This window comes from Marivirga tractuosa DSM 4126 (assembly GCF_000183425.1).
Classification (GTDB): Bacteria; Bacteroidota; Bacteroidia; order Cytophagales; family Cyclobacteriaceae; genus Marivirga; species Marivirga tractuosa.
In genome coordinates, this window is the sequence record NC_014759.1 from 563,031 (window position 1) to 584,005 (window position 20,975).

Below are 20,975 nucleotides of genomic sequence, written 5' to 3' on the forward strand. Positions count from 1 at the left end.
GCCAGAAAATACTAAGGCTAGCAAGAACTCTGATTTTCAACACTACAAATTAATGGATTATTTTGGTGAACAAAAGCCTTAACCCTGAAATAAGTTAACTTCTTTTATCCTGTGAAGAAAATGCAATCAAATTAAACATTTCCCTCATTCTTGACCTCACTCTGTTTCCGTATAGATTTTCCAATTCATCAGGATTCAGGTTAGTGGTTGCATGAGTTATCATGCCTCTATTGGTGAAAAGGCTATAGCGATTAAGGAGTATTTCAGCTATTGTATTGGTTTCATTTCCGAAGTGTTTGATGGTTGATTCTAGGCCGAGGTCATCGAGGCATAGGGTGCGTGGCACCATTTGGACTTGATAGCGTTGGAAATGGGCTTTTGAGTATTTGTTAATAATGGAAAAGCCGTGGTCTAGAAATTCGTAAGAAATTTCTCTGGTGGATTTAACTGGATATTTGTGGACTGTGTGGAGGAAGTGGCGGAATAACATCATTAGGGTTGTTTTGCCACAACCTACAGGACCGGTTAACAAAAGCCCTTTTCTTATGGAAAGTTTGTATTGCTCACAAAGCTTTTCATCCTCGAAAAAATACGCTAGTATTTTGAAGATAATTTCGTAGTCTGCAGGGTAAACCTTAAAGTGATTTCCGAATTCTGATTGACCTGCCTTTTGCAAGAAATCAATGCATCTTGCGAATTGGAATTTGTTGCTTGAGTAGTTTTTTGGTTGCATTTTGTTTGAGATTTTGATTAAACAAGTGGAGGTCGGAGACCTCCAGCGTTGAAGCTTTGGAGGTCAAAGCGGAATGTCATAGCTTTTATCCTCTTGATTGTGGAGTTTGCCAGCTTCATTTTTTTTATCCTCAATGCCATTGAATTTTTTAAAATTCAGGAGCCAGTTTCGGACAGCTGCTTTCCAATCTATCATGGGCGATTTTGAGCCTACTTTCCAGCCTTTGGCGGAATAGTAATTGAAAAATTTTTCAGCCTCCACGGGAGCGAAGCGAACCGGAATTGAATATTTTTCGGTTTGCTGTTCAAAAAATGCTTTTAGCTCTTTTTTTGATGGTGGTGTGAAACGTGAACCTTTTGGTGATGCGTTTTTGCCAGTATCCGAGACTGGAGCTGAAGCTCTTGAATTTGTGCTGCTTTTAGTTTTTCCTTTTTTCTTCTTTTTAAATTTTTCTTTTTCATCATATATATTGTTTTTAATGTTTGTATAGTTTGTATTGTTTAATGAAGGGTGCAGTACTTGCCTACTACTTGGCTCACTACTATGCCCACTTTTGCACCTCTTATTTTGGCTAAGTGGTGCAGTACTTGGGTCACTACTTGTCCCGAAATTGCACATGTAAATCAGGCTTCCACGGACTGGATTTTTAGAAGGATGGTATTCAATGAAGCCCAATCTTTCTAGGTCTTTCAAACATTTCAAATACGTATGTTTTGAACCTATTTTTGAGACTCTTAACATCTGTGCTCTGTTGATTGAAATAGGGTTTTTGAAATGGTTAAGATTCCACATGATGAAAAGCCCAAGGAATAAGCTTACATGCGTTGGATTCAATCCATCCTCTTCTTGAATTTTGTCCACGGCCAAGAGGAACTGGTGAATGAAATTCACCGGTTCCTTTGCTGAGTTTTCATGAGTATCCATCAGCTTATTTTGTTTTGTTCCAAAATGCTGTGAATGTCCTGAGAATCGTAGTATAAAACCCCGCCCATTTTGGTGAATGGCAAGGTGCCGTTTACTCTGAGGTTTTGCAGTGTTCCTGGACTAATGCCCAGGAGTTTTCTAACCTCATCTGATTTCAACCATTTTTTGGTTGAAACTCCCTTTTGCTCCGAAAGGAGCTTTCTGAATTCGTCCATAAGTTCAAGTTTGAACTCGTGTAAGTCGTCTGTTGTGATTACTTCTGCTGCCATAAATTTTAGTTGTTTTTGTTGTCAGGACAAAGCTGGGGAAATGATGAAAGTGAAAACAGTTGCAATGGGGGTTGCAACCCCTTGCAACCCCCATTAATTTTCGTTAAATGAGGTTTTTAGTATGAAAAAAAATCAAAATTGTTTTAAAGTGAAATTTTAGATTGAGATGAAAAGATTTTAATTAACTATATTTGAGGCAGAAAATAATGAACGAAAAATATTAAAGCGAGAGCTTTAGAAGTGTACTAGAAAACCGCCAAAATTAAACTAATCACACTACTAAAAGCTGGTCGCCTGCGCAACGCGTAGGCCCGGCATAGTAGTGTGATGGGCACTTGGCGGTGCCTCTAGTGCGCTTTGTCGGTGTCCTGCGCTATTTTATAGCGGGGATGAAAAGAAATTATGAAGGAATCCCCGTTAAATATATTGAACACCCCTTTAGAGGAACTGCAAATGAGTAGTGAACTCTTAAGGTTTGCAGAAGCTCACAAACTCCATTCACTATCGGACATGATTTCAATAGGCACCAGAAATCTCGAAGGATTACCTGGCTTTAATAAGAGACTACTATTTGAATATCTTCAATTACTTGAAAAGCATGGACTGGATGAATTTATGGAAAGTTGACAGCCCCATCCTGAATCCTTCCCCAAAAGGGAAGGGAATTTTATAATTTAGTTTTATCAACCTCGGCATTACTTATCAAATCACTCATTACGTCTTGGACATGCTCAATAGTGGAATGCTCAGCCATGTAGAATTTGTTTTTTAAGCTTGCTTTGGAAATTTGTTTTTGGTTTACAGTTGAGAAATTTTTGGTAATGAAATCTAGTAAATCTTCCGTTGAGGAGGCATTGATAAGTTTTGATTTCACCAATAATTTCATGGAATAGGCTAGTTGAGCTACTGAAAGTTCACAATGGATTTTATCAGATTTGCTTATTTGTCGGTCTGCATTATTATCATTGAAATCAAAATGTATTTCTATTTGTTTTTGCTTTGTAAAATATTCAATTTCTTCAGTTATCCATTTTATTAATTGATCCTTGATACTTTCTGCTCTAGGGATATATTCAAAATCGGGCTTGACTTGACATTGGTTGAGCAACTTTTTGAAAAGTTGAAGACATCCCAATTGTTTCTGGATTGTGGGCTTTGTTTGATAATGTGCTGTGATTTTTTTTGCTACATAATTGTAGAAGGGATAGGTATTAAAATTGATATAGATCAATGAAAGTATCAGTTCCCTTTCCATTTTTATCCCAGAAACCTCAGTATTCAATGTGTTTTTAATCTCCCTTAGATAGGATTTGCAATAAATTAATTCCTTAAATGTTGTGCCTTTAGGCGCAATTAGAAAATTTTCTAAAGGCATCATTAAAACGGTGATAAACGACTTATCAATATTTTTACTATTGCAAACTTGTTGAAAATCCTGAATTTGTTGAGATACAAAAGCTTTCGAATTGTAGAAGTAAGCTGATGGAATGATTTCACTCTCAGCAAAATATTTAGAGAAGTGTTTTTCTATAAATGTTAGCAAATCCATCAAAGTATTCAATAGCAAAACTTTAAATCGAAGCAATTGATTATCTCTTTCGATTTCATCTAGTTTAGGGATATCCTTGCCCTCAATTTTTTTGGTAAGATCATTTGATAGGAAAATGAGTTTACTTTGATAAGTCTGTATGATTCTTTCTACTACCTTTTCTTTCAAGTCACTAAAAACTAGTTTCATTAGAGCTTTTTTAATCCTTTGTTCCTCCTTCGGAATAGCTCTTAATAAATCTGAAATTTCTGTAGTATTAAAATTTAGGTTGTTGTTTTTCAATTTGTTTGAGACAAAGTCTTCAAACATTTCAAGTTCATATTTCACTTTAAGCCTAAGGTTTCAGTTTTTAAATTTAAAAAAGCACTCTAATTACTGGGGAGTATTGGTTCAATTTGGCTAAAATATTTTTTGTTTTTAATTGATTTAAAATGGTACTATTTCAACGCAATATTATACAAATGATTATAATTGACAATAAATTAATGTAACTATTTAGCTGTATGCACATGCAATATATATTATAGGTTCAATGTGAAGAAAAGGCAGATTAGTCTGCCTTTCTCATCTGTTCTGAGCTTGAAAGCTTTTCCTTGAGTGCTGCCATGTCAGTACCGATTTTATTCTCTACTACCTTGGCATAGATTTGAGTGGTTGATAATTTGGTATGACCTAACATTTTGCTAACTGTTTCCATTGGGACACCATTAGTTAAAGTAACTGTAGTAGCGAATGTATGCCTTGCAATGTGAAATGTTAGCTGCTTTTTGATTCCGCAAAGGTCTGCTATTTCCTTTAAATAGGCGTTTGTTTTTTGGTTGGAAACCACTGGTAATAATTGGTTTTCTTTAGCCTTGGGATGATCTTCGTATTTTTCGATCAATTCAAGTGCTTTTGGTAACAAAGGGACTGAAAAGGGGGTGGAGGTTTTCTGACGTTTATATTGGATCCATTTTTCGCCATTAATTCCAATTACAATATGATCTTTGCTTAAATTGAATAGGTCAATATAAGAAAGCCCTGTATAGCAGCTGAAAATAAATATATCCCTGATTTGTTCTAGTCTGGCAATGTCTAATTCCTTTACCTCAATTGCTGACAGTTCTTCTACTGTTAGATAAGTTCTAGTAGATTTTTCATAAGAGATATGATACTTCTTAAAAGGGGTATCGGTTATCCAGTCCATTTTGTAAGCATAATTCAACACTTTTCTAAACCGGCACATGTGTTTCATTATCCCATTATGACCTATTGGTTTTTGATGGTCTTTTGGTTTCCATGCTCTCAAAAACGCTTCGAAATCAAGTAGAAACTTATAATCTACTTTTTCAATGGCTATATCTGAAAGGTTCTTTTTTGTACTTAAGAACCTTTCAAAGTAGCGCTCAGTCACTTTATAGTGCTGTAAGGTTCCTGTTGAGAAATTATGGATGTTTTGATCATAGTGATACTTTGAGGCTGACAGAAGTGTAATTTGCTGTTCTTCCTCGAGGTTGAATAGTTTGTTTCGGATAATTTCTGCTGAGATCAATTCTTCATCAAGGATTAAATCTTCAAAGATCTTATGAACCTTATTTAATAATTGATCAAGAAAACGGTTGAGTTGCTTTACATCTTGTGCTGTTCCGTTTAATCTCTGCCTTTTTGAATTCCATTTTTTGAATTCTACTTTCTTACTCAGGGAGGATTCTACTTTTGAATTTCCTGTAGAAATTCTTAAATACAAAGGAGCTAAGCCGTTTTTGATTCGGTGTTTCTTTACGTAAAGTAAAGTGGTTAATGAATAGTTTTTTGAATTGCTCATGATTGAAACTGTTTAGATTAACTATACAGCATGAGCAGAAATATGACACAACAGACAACAATGCAAATCTGGTAATTATGGTTACCAGAATTAGTGTCCAAAAATATACATTTTCAAAATGGACACCAAATGGACACTTTTTAATTGTATTAGTTTGATATCCTTTGAATAAAGGAACATAAAAAAAGCCTTAAACAGTTAAATTTAAGGCTTTTTGAAGCTAATTAAATTAGCTAAGTGATCCGTTCAGGATTCGAACCTGAGACCTACTGCTTAGAAGGCAGTTGCTCTATCCAGCTGAGCTAACGGACCTAGACAACCCTTTTATTTGCAGGTTAGGGATAACAACCTGAGGCCTTCCCCACTTTGAAAGTCGGAATGCTCAATCAACTTGAGCGAAAGGACTAAATCTATATCAAAGTTGGGAAAATTAACCGCTTTTCCCTTAAGCGAGTGCAAAGAAAAGCAATTCTATTTTTTTATACAAAGCTTTTCCTATGAATTATTTTAAAAATATTCCAATATATTGTTTAAGTACTGATAATGAATAAGTTCTATTCACCCGTCAGTTCCCTTACTATTCATGCTCCTCACCGCTCTTTCTATTCCTGCTGGAGTTAATGGAAACATAGGTATTAGTTGCTTTATAAGCTGAATGGTATAAGTATGCGGCCAATATTTGATAGGTTCTGGATTTAACCAAACGCATTTCTTGAATTTCTGTGGGATGGCTTTCAAGCTTTCTATACTTAATGAATTGATTTCATAAGGGGCCATGGCGGCATCACCCATTATAAAGACTCGATAATCTTTGTTGTGACTTAATAGCTTTTCAATAGAAATGGGTTTCGTTCTTCTTTCATCAGTATAAACCCTATCGTAAATAGTATTGTGGAAATAATACACTTCCAAGTCGTGGGCGAAGCGCGTTCGCATTTTCCTGAAAAGGTTTTGTACTGAGCGTACATAAGGTGCCATTGAATAACCACCATTATCAATCAAAACTATGATTTTCAATTCCTCATTTTTTTCGCTCGACATTTCCGGAATAAACAATCCACCACGCTTTAAACCTGATTTAATGGTTTGAGGAACATCTAATTTTTCGGTGGCGCTTTCCTCTATAACACCTTTAATGGAAGCTAAAGCCGCATCAATATTATTATCGTTTAAAGTGGAGTCTCGATCAATTGGGAAATAATTTTTATCGCCCATTACTTTCTGGGCCATCTTCCCTCCTCCTTGACCGCCAACACGAATACCATTTTTAGCAGCTCCTCCATGTCCATAAGGAGAAATTCCACCGGTTCCAATCCAGTGACTACCGCCACCATGTCGAGTTTTTTGCTGTTCACGAACCTTTTCCATACGCTCCAGCAATTCTTCCAATGACAATTCAGAATAATCAGCCATTTTATCCAGTTTTCGTTCTGCAATCTCATCATCCTCATTAATTGGGTCAGTATCTTGCTGATCTGGATTATCCTTATCCCATATTTCTTTACCGGAAACCACTTCTTTTATATCATAACTAGTCAAGTGGACTTCATCCAGAAAAGTATTGACCAATTCCTCATCCGTAATATCTCGATCTGCTTCTTCCACATAATCGGTTTTCCATTTTTGAAAGGTTTCAGATCGCTTTATGGCATCTTCTAGGGTTTGGCCTGGCTTGATAGGTATATGTAGAAAATAAGCATAATAAGCTTTTGTGAAAGGCCCCATATCCTCAGAATCCTTCACAATAATACCTTTTAAAACATTGTAAATATCTCCTAAGGTTTTCACCAGCCCTTTTTGCATAGCTTTTCTGAGTAAAAGCAAAGTGCGGACATCGGCTTTTAAGCCATGTGATCGGAAGTGTTCTGGTAATGTGCTGAGCATAGTAAATCAATTCAAATTAGCACCAAAGCTTTCATCTGCACCAATCATTCTGCTGACTCTTTCCATATCAGCTTGAGTTTTGATTAAAGCACCTATTCCTTCCAAACCAGCAATTTTCTTTACAGCTTCATTTGGTGCAATTTCACTCATATATTTAAGCCAATTCAGGATTTCCCGAGTTGTTGGTGCTCTTTCCAAACCTAATCTTCTCAAATGATAAAATACATCTAAAGCCACCCTTACAACTTTCTCGTCCATTTTAGGATGGTGTTTACTAATGATATTATTCATCGTATCCTGATCAGGAAAGTCGATATAGTGATAAATACATCTGCCTTTAAAAGCGGTTGGCAATTCCTGCTCACGATTAGACGTGATCACGATAGCGGGCATATCTTCTTCTGAAACTTCAATTACCTCTCCAGATTCAGGCATAATGAACTTTCTATGACTTAAGGCATACAATAAATCATTTGGGAATTCTCTTGGTGCTTTATCAATTTCGTCAATCAATAAAACCGAATTAGGTTTGCTGTAAGCCACTGCAGCTGGCCCTTTCACCACATAATCATTTAATGATTCTGGATTTCTATCACCTGTGGTTAATTTGCTATCTAAACCTTTTTCTTCTCTTTGAGCATTCAAGATTTCAATTTGAGAGTCACGCAAATATTTAACATGATCAAAGCGAGCCACAAATTGCTCCACATTACTTTTTGAACCAACAGGATAGACTTCTAAATCTAATCCTCTATCTTTTGCATAGTGAATGGGTAATTCTGTTTTACCTGTTCCTGGTTCGCCTTCAATAAGAAGCGGCATTCCTAAAGTTCTTGCCATGTGAAAAGCTTGCGCCAATGCTGGGTCGCATAAATATTTTTCGGATCCTGTCCAATGAGATGTTTCTGCCATAATGTTTAAAACTGACTGAAGTGATTATAGTTCCAAAATGAATCGGCAAAATTGAAATTAAATGTTTGGACTTGCAAGTTTGCAGGTGTTGAGGTGTTGAGGTTTTTATGTGTTTAGGTGGCTATTTTTTCAGACCGATTCTTATGAAGCCCAGTTCATCTTCCATGTTTAAATGAAAATGGACTTTGCTATCCTTTACAAACAAAGGTTCGGCATAATTATCGAATGTCATGATTTCCTTTTCACCGATTAGATCGAGCTCTTGATCATAAACCATCATAGAGACCTCCCAAGTTGGCTCATCACTACCTTCAGCATATTTTGCTTGATTGGAAAAACGATAAAATTTATTCTTCTTTTCATCAAATAAAAATCGAGTAAAGGATACCTCTTCATTCATGTCAAATACCGTTTGAACCACTTCCTCCCGCGATTCAGACCTTTTTTTGTAAATCTTCTCCTTTCCTTCTGGAATTAATCTATGTTCGAATGATTTATGCGTTAGTTGATCTGATTTGTAAATATATGTACCATTAAAATGGTTATTTGAAATCAGCATGCTATCCCCCAGAAAATCAATGAAAATTTTTGGGTTCACACTAGTCAAATAAGTTTCATTTCTATGCAACACAATTTTGTAGTTTTCCAGCCTTTGAAATTTAGGCAATGGAATACTTTTCTTTTTTTGTTCCTCTATATCCAAAATAAACATCATGGCTTTATATTGATCAAAACCAAAATGTATACCGGCAAGTGCTGTACCTTCATCATTTACATTTACCAGTTCAAAGCTTTCCAATTCTTGTAAACCATTCTTTATCCATTCTTCTTCAAAAACTACTTTTTTGAATAAATTCCCTTGCACATCATGAATTTTAAATGAGGAATTATCTTCAAAACCAAATCGATTATTTGGTAAAGATTTGGTTGAAAACAAATAATCCGATTGCAATCCTTTTGGTCCGTCCTTCTCAAAATAGATTTTGTCCTTTAGCCTATACTTTTCAATATCAATAACTTCTAAAGCATAATTATTTCTGTCCCAATTATAGAATTTGGTTTTATCAGTTGATACAGCAGAATTATTGGTATAGGCTCCTGCCATCAAAATTTCCTTCCCCGGGTCAACTTGAACCGTATCAATTTCTAATTCAAAGTCATAATAAGCTGATTTGCTTTCTTTGCTTTCTGACGATTCGCAAGACCAAAACACCATGCTGGAAATCAGTAACATCAATAGATTCTTCATTGGAATAGATTTAATTTGATCCTTAACGGCTGAAAGAAATGAAAATTTGATTTTAATTGCTGAATATATTAATAAAAGGCCATCATTAAAGCTTGAACTCTAATTTTTCATATTAGGCAATATAAAACTAACAGTAGTTCCTTCCTTCGGTTTGGATTCAATTTGAACTTCTCCTTTTAACTTGCTTACAGTTTCTTTTACAATGTAAAGCCCCAGACCTGAACCAGCATTGTCATCCGTTGCTCTATAAAACATCTGAAACACTTTGCTAATATGCTCTTCTCCTATTCCTCGACCATTGTCCTTGATATTAATTATAGCCTGTTCCTTTTTAGTAGAGATATCAATATCAATTTTAGGTGATTTTCCATTTCGGTAGCGAATAGAGTTTGAGATTACATTATTCATAATCACTTTTAATCTCCATGGGTCAGAGTAAAAAGGATGCTTCAAATCAATATTTAAGCTTTTTTCTACGCCATCATTGGTATTCGAATATTTCAACTGTTCAAACGATTCATTTATTATTTTCTCAAAATCTATAGGCTCCTTTCGAACCTCTAAACGGGCATTTCTAGATTGATCTAATATTTCAGTAATGAAGGTGTCTTGCAGTTTAGCACTTTGCTCAATTTTGTTTAAATAGGTAGCTTTTAATTCAGAATCAGCATCAGATTTTGCAAGATTTAACAATCCTAGCATACTGGCAATTGGAGCTCTTAAGTCGTGTGACACCCTGTAGACAAAATTATCTAATTCAGCATTAATTTTCCTTAACTCTAAATTGGAAGATTTCAATTCTTCTTCCGCCTTCTTTCGTGTAGCATTTTCTTTTTCAAGCTCTTTCGTTCTTTTTTGTACTATTTCCTCCAGGTTTGTATTTAGACTCTTCAACTCATCTTGCGCTTCAGTCCTTTCTCTTTGCGTTGCGGATAAAATGATGGTGGAAACGCTGATTACCCCTAAAAAAGTCTGTAAAATCAACATGGCATTATTGGAAGTTTCCATCACAAAAGGACCAATATCCTGGGTGGTCATATAAACAGAAATCAATCCAATAATGATTGTTCCTGTCATAGCAACAGCTAAATGAAATCGAAAGGCTAACCATAGCAACATCGGCAAGACTAAAAATGGGATTGACTGCTGTACGGGATATCTTAGGCTTTCTTGATTGAGAAGGATAAATACAATCAGGATAGCAATACTAAAAAATATCACTTCCATTAAATGCCCTTTCTTAAAGTTTTTGGTAATAGGCTCTTTAAAGGATAAAATAAACGGAGTAAAAAGAAGAATTCCTACTAAGTTTCCCACCCACCAGGTAACAAAGCGAGTCAAAAATTCATCTGTGGATACCAATTCCTGGTAATAAAGTGCTCCCGTTCCAATGATGGCACTGACTAAGGCAATAATAAACCCTATTCCTAAAAATCTAAAAACATGAATAGACTTATTGAAAAGCTGATCTCTATGAATCCATTTCTCAATCAAAAAATTCCCTAAGAGTGCCTCCAAAGTATGTCCAGCTGCAATAACAGAAGATAGTAAGATCACTGAATCAGAGGATAAGTCACCAGTATTCCAATAGGCCAAAATATTAGCTAAAAGTGCTCCTATGGTGATGCCTGGCCAAGCTTTTCGCCCCAGTAAAATTAGAAAAGCCAATGCTAAACCTGATGGAGGCCATGTAGGTAAAATGTAGATATCCTCAAACACTAGAAAGTAGCCTAAACGGGCAAAAAAGAAATAGCCTAAGGCTACGAATAGTATTATTAAATCTTGTTTATATTTAACTATAGCTTTTAGCTCCATCACTTAAGTCGCTTATTATTAGTTAAATATGATACTTTTTTCTGAATTTATTTCTATGAAACATGATTTTTTGTCGATTAAAAACATAAAAAAGGCGATATAAGTGTGATTGCTAAACATATACCGCCATTAAATGAAAATAAATAATATTACTTTGCGGCCTTTATGGCATCAGACAATTCTTGAGCTATTTGTCTTATTCCTTCTTCAGAATTCAAATAGGTTACAGATTCTGGATTAGAGATATAGCCCATATTAAACAATATGGCAGGACATTTTGAATTCTTAAGGACATAAAAACCATTATTATAACCTAATTTGAACTTTCTGTTAATTTCATAAAATTCATTAGATAATAAATCAGCAAAATATTGAGATGCATTGGCATTTTCGTTTTGGTCATTGTAAATAGCCACCATTATATCTTTATTTTCATCTTCATGAGATTCTATGTGCAGAGAAATAAACAAATCCGCAGTTTCTGTTTTTTTCACCCTATCTTTTAATGTAATAAAATCATCTTTATTTCTAGTTAATATAATTTCTATCTGATTTGAATTTTTGAAGTATTCGGCTACTTGATTGGCCACATTTAAAGCGATTTCATTTTCTGACAGTCCGGACGATTTAATACCTGGATCTTTTCCACCATGTCCAGGATCAATAACTACCTGAAGTTTTCCAGTGGGCTTTCCTAATTTTATATTATCCATTTTATCAATTGTAGTATTCCTTTTAAAATCAAAGTCATTAATAAAATTGACAGGATTCAAAAATCCATTAGTAGGTTCTTTAACTTCATAATGGAGGTGAGGGCCAGTAGATTTGCCAGTGGTTCCAGCATTTCCAATGATGTCTCCTCTTTTGACTTTATCACCAGATTTCACTTTAATATCAGACAAATGAGCATAAACTGTTTCATAAATACCATTATGGCTAATTCTAATCAATTTACCCCAAGAATTGGCATGAATCGAACCTGCCTCTGTAATGATTCCATCAGCAGTGGCTAACACAGGATTTCCTTGATAAGTCTTTAAATCTATTCCCTCATGTATACTTTCTACTTTTAAAATGGGATGCATTCGTTTACCAAAGCTTGCAGTAAGCTTTACCCCTTCTGTATCCTTAAGTGGAAAAATAGATGGTGTATAATTATCAGATGGCATTTTCACATAGTCAAAAACATCTGATATATCGTTTTTTAAAGGCGGAATGAATTCACTACGATCTTTGGAGGCAAAAGAAAATGTAACTAGAGCAAATACGGGCAATATCATAAGATAGTACCAAGTCGATAGTTTTGGGTTTTTGTTGATCATTTTAATTCTTGTTTTTATGGTGTTCAATTTGAAATAATTAGCTGAAGCGATTGCCTTTTGGGTTTTGATTTGTTGAAAAAGTATTTCTTGATATCCAATAGGATTTTTCTTTAAGGCTATAACCTCTGCATCAGCCTGAAATTCATGGATTTCTATTAATCTGTTCCTGAATAAATAGAGCAATGGATTGAACCAGAATATGGACAGTATAATTTCCATCAACACCCTATCAACAGAATGCTTCTTCCTTAAGTGTACCAATTCATGTTCTAAGACTGTGTCAAATGAAGGTTCACTCAAAAGATCATTAGGAACAAATACTGCATTGAAATAGCTGAAAGGACTTTCAAATTCACCACAATAAATCCTATAGCCGTTTTCTATAATCTCTTCTGATTGCTTTTTTAATCTAATGATTTGAAAATGGCTATAAATCAATTTGATTAAAAATAGAATACTGATCAATGAAATTCCCAAAACAATCACTTCTATTGTAAAATCTGATCGATTTGATCTTTCTACCGGTATTAATTCAATGTTCGTCTTTGAATATTCAGTTATATCCCCTAATTCATACCAAATAGGCGTATCAGTTCCCACTAATTCGTCACTAGGTTGGAAGTCGGGAAGCGTTACAAAAGGAATTGTAAAACTAAATATTAACGCTACGATTATATAAAACCTATTAATCGTATGTCTTCCGCTTTTATGAAATACCAAGTTGTATATCAAGTATAAAATTGCCTGAATACCAACTACCTTAAGAAAATATATCAATAGAGCATTCATTTGCCTTTCTTTTTAATTTCGTCATCAATCATTTTTCTAATTTCCTTTAATTCATCAACTGATAATTCTTTTCTGGAAGTAAAAAAGGAAGCAAACTGTTGGTATGAGTTATTGAAAAAATTACTGACCAATCCCTTTATGGATTGATTAGAATAATCTTCTTTGCTAATAAGCGGATAATAATGTTTGGCTTTTCCATGCAAATCAAATCCAATAATCCCTTTTCTCACCAAAACATTCACTACAGTACTGATGGTAGTGTATGCTGGCTTGGGTTCATCATATTCATCTACTATATCTTTTAGATAGGCTTTTTCAAGCTTCCATAGATGTCTCATGAGCTGCTCTTCTGCTTTGGTTAATTCTTTCATGTCACAATTATATTACTATTAAGGTAGTAATACAACTATTTATTAAATTACTTTACTATTTATATAGTAATAAACCAGTTCTACGGTGACATAACACTCAAAAATAGGTTGATAGGGATCCAAAATCGTCCGTAACACTGTTTGTTAAGAGGTTGGTAAGCCAAAAAATTATCCCTAGTTTTGAACAATTTTGTTGTAAAGCAGTTGCTTTTGTAACTATTTACCTATCAAATCGCTATTTAAGACTTAATTAAGTTCTTAACTACGTACAACAAGTTTAAAATCAGTTTTTAATTAACTTTCAAGTTATCTATGAACAAAATTTTAAGATTAGTACTCATTCCATTTTTTTTACCAGCATTACTTCAATCAAATTTACAAGCCAATTCTTCACCCACTAATGATTCTCTACAAGTAGAAGTAGAAGTCATTAACCCTTCTTCTACAATCAATAATGGAGAAATCAGGTTGAAGGTGACTGGTGGAAAAGAACCCTATCAATATAAATGGTCAAATCAAAATACGGCTTTAACAGCTTCTAAAGCATCCGGTCTGATCGAAGGAAAGGAATACACGGTAAGAATTTCTGATGCAAATAATCAAGTCCTAGATAAAAAAATTACTATTGAAGCAGAATCTATCACTGAAAATTTTAATGCGGTTTTTGATCCCGTGGTTGAAGTCATGGGAAATGTCCTGTTTTGGGATCCATTTGCTGCTATTGGATTGTATGATCCAGTAGTGATGACGGACCAGGAAATGATTAGAACTCCAGATTGGAATGCAAGAACGGATAAAATTTTCATCTTGAAAGAAAAACTTGTAGCCGATGGTGAGCAAGTAAAAGAAGGAGATCCACTTGCTATTGTTTCAATAGATAAGCAAGATGCTGACACTGTGAAAGCTACAGCAAATGGAGAAATCAACTTTAATGTAGAAGAAGGTGCCGTAATTTTTAGCCCTGACAATACAAAAGATTTAATCGAACAAGGAGCTCAATATTTCGCAAGCATCAAATTTGATGAGGAACAACCATTGCTTTACGCAAACGGAGATATTAGGAAAAATAGCATTCCTTTCATTGTAGTTTGGTTGATTGCAGGTGCTGCTTTCTTTACTGTCAGAATGGGCTTCATTAATGTCAGAGGGTTTAAACATTCCATTGATCTGGCTAGAGGAAAACACAGTGATCCAAATGCTCCTGGTAAAGTAACCCACTTTCAAGCTTTAGCAACAGCAGTTTCAGCCACTGTAGGATTAGGAAATATAGCAGGTGTGGCTGTGGCAGTGTCCATTGGTGGTGCTGGTGCTACTTTCTGGATGATATTGGCAGGTCTATTGGGTATGTCCTCGAAATTTGTCGAATGTACACTAGGTGTAAAATACAGAGAGATAAAAGCCGATGGGAAAATATTTGGTGGCCCAATGAATTATTTGCGATACGGACTTGAAAAGCGAAATATCAAAGGGGTCGGAAAAGTGTTGGCAGGAATATTTGCTGTACTTTGCATAGGAGCATCTTTTGGAGCTGGAAACATGTTCCAATCCAATCAATCATTCCAAATTATGGCGTCTCAGTTTACCGTCTTAGAAGGTTGGGGCTTTTGGTTCGGAATTGGATTAGCTGTTTTAGTTGGTATCGTCATTATCGGTGGTATCGAAAGTATTGCCAAAGTAACAGAGAAAGTAGTTCCAATTATGGCCATTGTTTATGTAGTGGCCGCCTTAGTTATAATTGGAATTAATTATGAAAATATAGGTCCTGCATTTTCTGCAATTTATAATGGTGCATTAAACTCAAGTGCTCTTAAAGGTGGATTTTTGGGAGTATTAATCATCGGATTCCAAAGAGCCGCCTTTTCAAATGAAGCGGGAGTAGGTTCTGCTGCGATTGCCCATAGTGCCACTAAAACCCATAACGCGCCTTCAGAAGGATTTGTCGGCTTAATGGAGCCATTTATTGATACAGTGGTTGTTTGTACCTTGACGGCATTAGTTTTGATCTTTACAGGAATGCACGAAGTACCAGATGTAACCGGTGTGAAATTAACGGCTCAGGCCTTCGGTTCTGTGATCGGTTGGTTCCCTTATGTATTGGCTATTGCCGTATTCCTTTTTGCTTTTTCTACTATGATCTCTTGGTCATATTATGGAATGAGGGGTTGGACTTATCTTTTCGGAAAAACAAACAAATCAGAATTAGCTTATAAAATTACTTTCTTGGTATTTGTTGTGGTGGGTGCATCGGTGAGTTTAGGTGCTGTTCTCAGCTTTTCCGATATGATGATATTGGCTATGTCGGTCCCGAATATGATTGGACTTTACATAATGTCAGGTGAGGTAAGAAAAGATTTGGCCCATTACTTTGAGAAAATGAAAGCAGGTAAACTTGGGCAACCTGATGATGATTTAAAAGCAGATGTATCTGCCATAAAAGGTGACGACTGATTATCTAATTATTCTATTCAAGACCTCATGCTTATTTTGTCTTGAAATGGGCAACTGTTTGGATTTCACATTCAGACAGTTGCCTTCAATTGATTCCACTTTACTAATATTGACAATGTAGCTTTTGTGTGATCTTATAAAATGATTTGGAGGCAATTTTTCTTCCATACTTTTCATCGTCATTAATGAGATGATTTTCTGAGAATCAGTATGAATAATGACGTAATTCTCCATTGCTTCAACATAGCATAGTTCATTGATCACCACTTTTTCCAGTCTCTGCTCTGATTTCACAAAAAAGTAATCTAACTCCCTATCTTGTACAGTTTCCTGATTGCTTGAATTCTCCAAAACAAATCGATCTTTAGCTTTATTGACTGCTTTTAAAAAGCGATCGAAAGGATAAGGCTTTACCAGGTAATCAATCACATCTAGTTCGTAACCCTGTAAGGCATAATTAGGATATGCTGTGGTAAAAATCACCATTGGAGGTTTAGAGAGTGATTTTAAAAATTCAATTCCTGTAATTTTTGGCATTTGTATATCTAGAAATATCAAATCGATTAATTGTTCGGATAGTATTTTATTCGCTTCTAACGCATTTTCACAATAGGCAACCAAATCCAAAAACTCAATCTCAGCAACGTAAGACTTTAAGCCTTCTGCTGCCAGATGTTCATCTTCCACAATTAAAACTTTCAAGTTCTTACGCATAGTCAGATAATTCTAATTCAAGATTTACGATAAATAATTCATCTGTTCTACTGATCTCTAATTGGTGTTTGTCTGGGAAAAGCAGTGCCAATCTTCTTCTCACGTTGGCAAGACCAATTCCTCCCTCCTTTCGTGGTGCTGATTGCTGATCAAAAGTATTCGAGAATTCTACTTTTAGTTTATTTTTATCTTTGGCCATATTAATTCTAACTTGATTGGGCTGATCCGTATTGGAAGAAAGGTGTTTGAAACAGTTTTCTAAAAATGGAATCATCAATAATGGAGGCAAAGAAAAATCATGCAGCGCTCCCTGTTTTTCAAAATCAACTTCCACTCGATGTGCTCTTCTTAGTTTTTCTAATTCAATATAGTTCTCTAAATATTTGATTTCTTCTTCTATAGTAATTTTATCACTACTGAAATCGTACAACTGAGACCTTAACAAATCTGATAATTTAATTAGCATATCAGCCGCTTTATCAGGATTCATTTTGATTAAAACATATACGCTATTGATGGTGTTAAACAAAAAATGAGGATTTACTTGGGCTTTTAAATAGCTAAGCTCTGACAATAGACTCTCCTGTTTTCGTTCCTTCTCAAACTTTTGCTGACGGGATTTGTCTATCATAGATTTGACCCCAATCAGAACGCCTCCCATAAAGAGATTAGAAATCAAAAACACAGAGAATATGGTAAGAAACTCTTTTCCGAAATAGAGCGGCATTTGATCCCCTAAAATCAAATAGATTACTCCATACATCACCAACGAAAGAAAAACTGCAAGAACGACATAGCCGAGGAAAAACAACCACGGCTTGCCTTTTTTAAAACTGAAAGCTGTCAATACATATTGCGATATGTAATACATCAGCGCATGCGAAAAAACATAGACTGAAGTGACTAATAGTAAATCAAGTTTATTTTCATAAAAACGGTTGTAGCCAGCCGCTGCTATGATTAAGTAAAGTAGCCATCCAATTAGATGATGAATTTTGTACTGAGTCAATCTTTTTAAAATCATTCCCTAAAGATATTAAAGAAGATGCTATTCACAACTTGGCTTGACGAATTGCTTGTATCAATTGACGAATGGTATTTTAGAGGAATATTACATAAAGCTTCTAGCGTTTTGTGTAGGAATGCAGTTGGTCAATATAATCAAGCCAATGGTCAATCAAATTTAATTAACTCAAAATTCAGTGCTTGATTTGAGCAAACAAAAACTAAAAAGTCATGAAAAATTTATTCTTAAAATTATCAGCAGCACTATTGAGCATTGCTCTTATAATGATGGCTGCGAAAGCAAAATCCGAAAATATACTCAGCACCACCATTGTTGGAAAAGGACAGCCCATGATTCTTATACATGGTATGTCATGTTCAGCTGATGTTTGGAATGAAGTAACCGAGCACTACAAAAATGATTACGAAATTCACCTGGTTACTTTAAAAGGATTTGGAAATAAGGAAAGCGTAGAAAGTGAGCATTTCTTAAAAGAAGTAAGAGATGAGTTGATTGACTATGTAAAAACCAATCAATTAAAGAATACAATATTAATGGGACATAGCATGGGTGGGTTTTTATCACTTTGGGCAGCTTCAGAAGAACCTAATCTTTTTGCCAAGATCATTTCAGTTGATGGAATTCCCTACTTCCCTGCTATTCAAATGCCAGGGCTCACGCCTGAAAGAGCACAAAACATGGCTCAACAGATGCAAGCAAATATGAAAAATGTGAGTGAAGATGCTTTTGCGCAACAGCAGAAGATGATTATCGCTGGAATGATTGCAACTCCAGACAAAAGAGAACAAGTGGTTGAAATGGGGATTAATAGCAATAGAACTGTTACTACTCAAGCTTATGGAGAAATGTACACCACCGATATTCGTTCGGAAATGAGTAAAGTAAAAACACCTGTTCTAGTATTGGGCGCATGGGCTGCTTATGAACAGTATGGAAGTACAAAACAAGCTGTTGAAAGTAATTATGAAGCGCAGTGTAAGGACATCGAGAATGTAAAAGTAGCGGTAGCGGATGAAGCTTACCACTTTATTTTCTACGATGAGCCTAAATGGTTTTTTAATCAGGTGGACAGTTTTTTAGCTTCAAAATAATTGAAATCTAGAGTGTGATATCGAATCACACTCTCTTCTTATTCACCAAAAAATATTAAAATCATGATGATCATGTCCGTATTATTAAGTGTGGCAATTACATTCTACATCCTCATAGTAACAGGAAAAATCAAAAGAATAGAAAAGTGAAAAAGCCTCCTACGATCTTTTTCTAATTGGCTCTAAAATAATCCTAAGCAGTAGCACTGCAATCAGAATCGTTACTAAGGCTAAGGATTTCTCAAATATTGATGCCGCCAATATATTTCCTAGCGTATTTAGCAGAAACATGAAAAAGAATAAGCTCAAGCCTATTCTTGATATGATTAACCATATTTTAGACTTAGCCCTATTTCTTAATAAAATCAATGAAAAACAGAAGCTTGAAGCCAGGATTGAAACCATCTCCAATTTTATAAATTCATCTGAACTTTTAATTTCCCCACCCCAAGTATATTTCATAAAAAAATCGATCTCAAAAAGAGTGAGGGATACAATCAAGATGTGAAACGCAATTAAAAAGCCAATCAATAACTGACTAACTGTTAAGGCCTTTTGAAAAGTAATAATTTGTGACATGGCAGTTCTTCCAAAGATTTATTTCAATAGTAAAAATTCAATATAACGGAAGGCTGATGCTAAAAGATTTGATCTTTCTGCTGCTTTCACCTCAAATGTATTGAGGGTAGCTCGATTGATCATTCTACCCCCAGAAAAGACAATCTGAGGTTGTTCTAGAGTTGCTAAATTATCAAGAGGATTATCATCGACAAGTAACAAATTTGCCACTTTACCCCTTTCAATGGTACCAAAGTCATTTAAGAATTCATGTGTTTTCGATGGATTTATGGTAGCTGTTTTTAAAACTTGATAATTGCTTAGTCCAGCTTTCTTGTAAAATGCCAGTTCCTGATGAATGGATTTTCCTGGAATGGTCACCCCTATTCCAGCATCAGTACCGCAAACTATGTTTACACCAGCTTCGTGCAATTTTTTAATAGCCAATAAATGAAATTCATGTTGATTTTTAATACTGCTTTCAATCGTACTGTCATTTCTTTTTGCACTATTCCATCGACTAAATTGTGCTTCACTATCCACCATCCTTATTAATGGATTCATATAATTCAAATCCGATGAATGTAGGATAGAATCATTGATAATCATTTTATAAATATTGTGATAGACAGTAAGTGTGGGACAAAAGGAAGTTCCTTCAGCTTTTGAGAAATCTATCACTACTTCTTCTAATTTCGCTGAATCCAATTTGTATTCTAATGGTTGCTGTACTATATCTTCTGCATGCTCAATAGTTTTAATCTGCGAATTAAAATGATAATCATAAGCAACTTTATTACTCGGATGCGCTGCAATATCCAATCTGCTCAACTTAGCTTGATCTATAACCACGTCAAAATACTCCTGAGGTAATCCATAATAGGTTTTGATGAAATCATAGCCTTTTTCCTTCGTATCGATAACCACCTCTTTAGCTTCCTCTTCGCTGAAAATTTGCAAATTATCATCCCCCATGAATTCTGAACCCGTCAACTTGGGACCACTAGTAAAAAAATTAGGACTTAAAATCTCTCCAGATTCAATCAGTTCCTTCATTCTTAAATGCATGGGTTGCCCCCATAGGTTTCGTACTGTGGTGACTCCATTGGCCAAATACAAACCTAATTCATATTCATCCCAAACATGCACATGCATATCGATCAAGCCAGGCATCAAGTATTGATCTTTACCATCAATGATGGTGTGTTGCTCTACGCTAATATCACTTGAAATTTCAGTTATCACTCCATCTTCGATTAGCACCATTTTATCAACTAAAATAGTGTCGGAGGACATGGGCACAATATTTACATTTTTTATCAGATAAGAATTTCTTTCCCCTTCAGGATGGTTTGTAATTTTAAGATAACGGGTGTTTCGGTTATCCAATATGAATACAGTCAAAATGAAAATTACGATAACTGTAATAAGTACTATAATAGCTTTAGCCGCTATTTTTAAGAGTTTCATTTCTTTAAAAAGTAAAGTCTACTAGAGTTAATACACCAGTAAATAT

At 35.0% G+C, this 20,975-nt stretch carries 17 protein-coding genes and 1 tRNA gene; 3 read left to right on the top strand and 15 right to left on the bottom strand.

What is annotated here, in order from left to right:
• Positions 1 to 94: 94 nt before the first annotated feature.
• The 3 genes from FTRAC_RS02165 to FTRAC_RS02175 form a co-directional block, all read right to left on the bottom strand.
• Positions 95 to 733 (bottom strand): AAA family ATPase, encoded by a 639-nt coding sequence (locus tag FTRAC_RS02165; RefSeq protein ID WP_013452589.1) that lies wholly within the window; start codon positions 731 to 733, stop codon positions 95 to 97.
• Between the two features lie 63 nt (positions 734 to 796).
• Complete coding sequence (locus FTRAC_RS02170; protein WP_013452590.1) at positions 797 to 1,657, bottom strand: hypothetical protein; 861 nt, start codon at positions 1,655 to 1,657, stop codon at positions 797 to 799.
• Positions 1,657 to 1,926, bottom strand: a complete 270-nt coding sequence (locus FTRAC_RS02175; protein WP_013452591.1) for a helix-turn-helix domain-containing protein — start codon at positions 1,924 to 1,926, stop codon at positions 1,657 to 1,659. Before FTRAC_RS02175 ends, FTRAC_RS02170 begins: the two co-directional genes overlap by 1 nt.
• Positions 1,927 to 2,328: 402 nt before the next feature.
• On the opposite strand from FTRAC_RS02175, the gene FTRAC_RS02180 reads away from it, so the two are divergent.
• Positions 2,329 to 2,553, top strand: a complete 225-nt coding sequence (locus FTRAC_RS02180; protein WP_041649427.1) for a hypothetical protein — start codon at positions 2,329 to 2,331, stop codon at positions 2,551 to 2,553.
• A gap of 40 nt (positions 2,554 to 2,593) precedes the next feature.
• Here FTRAC_RS02180 and FTRAC_RS02185 read toward each other — a convergent pair whose 3' ends face one another.
• The 9 genes from FTRAC_RS02185 to FTRAC_RS02225 form a co-directional block, all read right to left on the bottom strand.
• Positions 2,594 to 3,784: a hypothetical protein gene (locus FTRAC_RS02185; protein ID WP_013452593.1), complete on the bottom strand. Its 1,191-nt coding sequence runs from the start codon at positions 3,782 to 3,784 to the stop codon at positions 2,594 to 2,596.
• Between the two features lie 241 nt (positions 3,785 to 4,025).
• Positions 4,026 to 5,279, bottom strand: coding sequence for a site-specific integrase (locus FTRAC_RS02190; RefSeq protein ID WP_013452594.1), 1,254 nt, complete (start codon positions 5,277 to 5,279; stop codon positions 4,026 to 4,028).
• Positions 5,280 to 5,517: 238 nt separating this feature from the next.
• A tRNA-Arg gene (locus tag FTRAC_RS02195) sits at positions 5,518 to 5,591 on the bottom strand.
• A 246-nt stretch (positions 5,592 to 5,837) separates the two neighbouring features.
• Positions 5,838 to 7,163 (bottom strand): hypothetical protein, encoded by a 1,326-nt coding sequence (locus tag FTRAC_RS02200; RefSeq protein ID WP_013452595.1) that lies wholly within the window; start codon positions 7,161 to 7,163, stop codon positions 5,838 to 5,840.
• 6 nt (positions 7,164 to 7,169) lie between these two features.
• A complete protein-coding gene (locus FTRAC_RS02205) occupies positions 7,170 to 8,075 on the bottom strand; it encodes an AAA family ATPase (protein WP_013452596.1) in 906 nt (301 codons plus the stop codon).
• A 121-nt stretch (positions 8,076 to 8,196) separates the two neighbouring features.
• Positions 8,197 to 9,324, bottom strand: a complete 1,128-nt coding sequence (locus FTRAC_RS02210; protein WP_013452597.1) for a DUF4221 family protein — start codon at positions 9,322 to 9,324, stop codon at positions 8,197 to 8,199.
• 99 nt (positions 9,325 to 9,423) lie between these two features.
• Positions 9,424 to 11,139 (bottom strand): MASE1 domain-containing protein, encoded by a 1,716-nt coding sequence (locus FTRAC_RS19085; protein WP_013452598.1) that lies wholly within the window; start codon positions 11,137 to 11,139, stop codon positions 9,424 to 9,426.
• A 149-nt stretch (positions 11,140 to 11,288) separates the two neighbouring features.
• Positions 11,289 to 13,250 carry an N-acetylmuramoyl-L-alanine amidase gene (locus FTRAC_RS19090; RefSeq protein WP_013452599.1) on the bottom strand — a complete coding sequence of 654 codons (1,962 nt, stop codon included), beginning with the start codon at positions 13,248 to 13,250 and terminating at the stop codon, positions 11,289 to 11,291.
• Positions 13,247 to 13,621 carry a BlaI/MecI/CopY family transcriptional regulator gene (locus FTRAC_RS02225; protein ID WP_013452600.1) on the bottom strand — a complete coding sequence of 125 codons (375 nt, stop codon included), beginning with the start codon at positions 13,619 to 13,621 and terminating at the stop codon, positions 13,247 to 13,249. Before FTRAC_RS02225 ends, FTRAC_RS19090 begins: the two co-directional genes overlap by 4 nt.
• 312 nt (positions 13,622 to 13,933) lie before the next feature.
• Here FTRAC_RS02225 and FTRAC_RS02230 point away from each other — a divergent pair, with 312 nt between their 5' ends.
• Positions 13,934 to 16,069 (top strand): amino acid carrier protein, encoded by a 2,136-nt coding sequence (locus FTRAC_RS02230; protein ID WP_013452601.1) that lies wholly within the window; start codon positions 13,934 to 13,936, stop codon positions 16,067 to 16,069.
• Here the strand turns inward: FTRAC_RS02230 and FTRAC_RS02235 are convergent, their stop codons facing one another.
• Complete coding sequence (locus tag FTRAC_RS02235; protein WP_013452602.1) at positions 16,070 to 16,783, bottom strand: LytR/AlgR family response regulator transcription factor; 714 nt, start codon at positions 16,781 to 16,783, stop codon at positions 16,070 to 16,072.
• Positions 16,776 to 17,807, bottom strand: a complete 1,032-nt coding sequence (locus FTRAC_RS19095) for a sensor histidine kinase (RefSeq protein WP_013452603.1) — start codon at positions 17,805 to 17,807, stop codon at positions 16,776 to 16,778. Before FTRAC_RS19095 ends, FTRAC_RS02235 begins: the two co-directional genes overlap by 8 nt.
• Positions 17,808 to 18,019: 212 nt before the next feature.
• On the opposite strand from FTRAC_RS19095, the gene FTRAC_RS02245 reads away from it, so the two are divergent.
• Complete coding sequence (locus tag FTRAC_RS02245; RefSeq protein ID WP_013452605.1) at positions 18,020 to 18,901, top strand: alpha/beta fold hydrolase; 882 nt, start codon at positions 18,020 to 18,022, stop codon at positions 18,899 to 18,901.
• Positions 18,902 to 19,498: 597 nt separating this feature from the next.
• Here the strand turns inward: FTRAC_RS02245 and FTRAC_RS02255 are convergent.
• A complete protein-coding gene (locus tag FTRAC_RS02255) occupies positions 19,499 to 20,929 on the bottom strand; it encodes an amidohydrolase family protein (protein WP_013452607.1) in 1,431 nt (476 codons plus the stop codon).
• Positions 20,930 to 20,975: the final 46 nt, after the last annotated feature.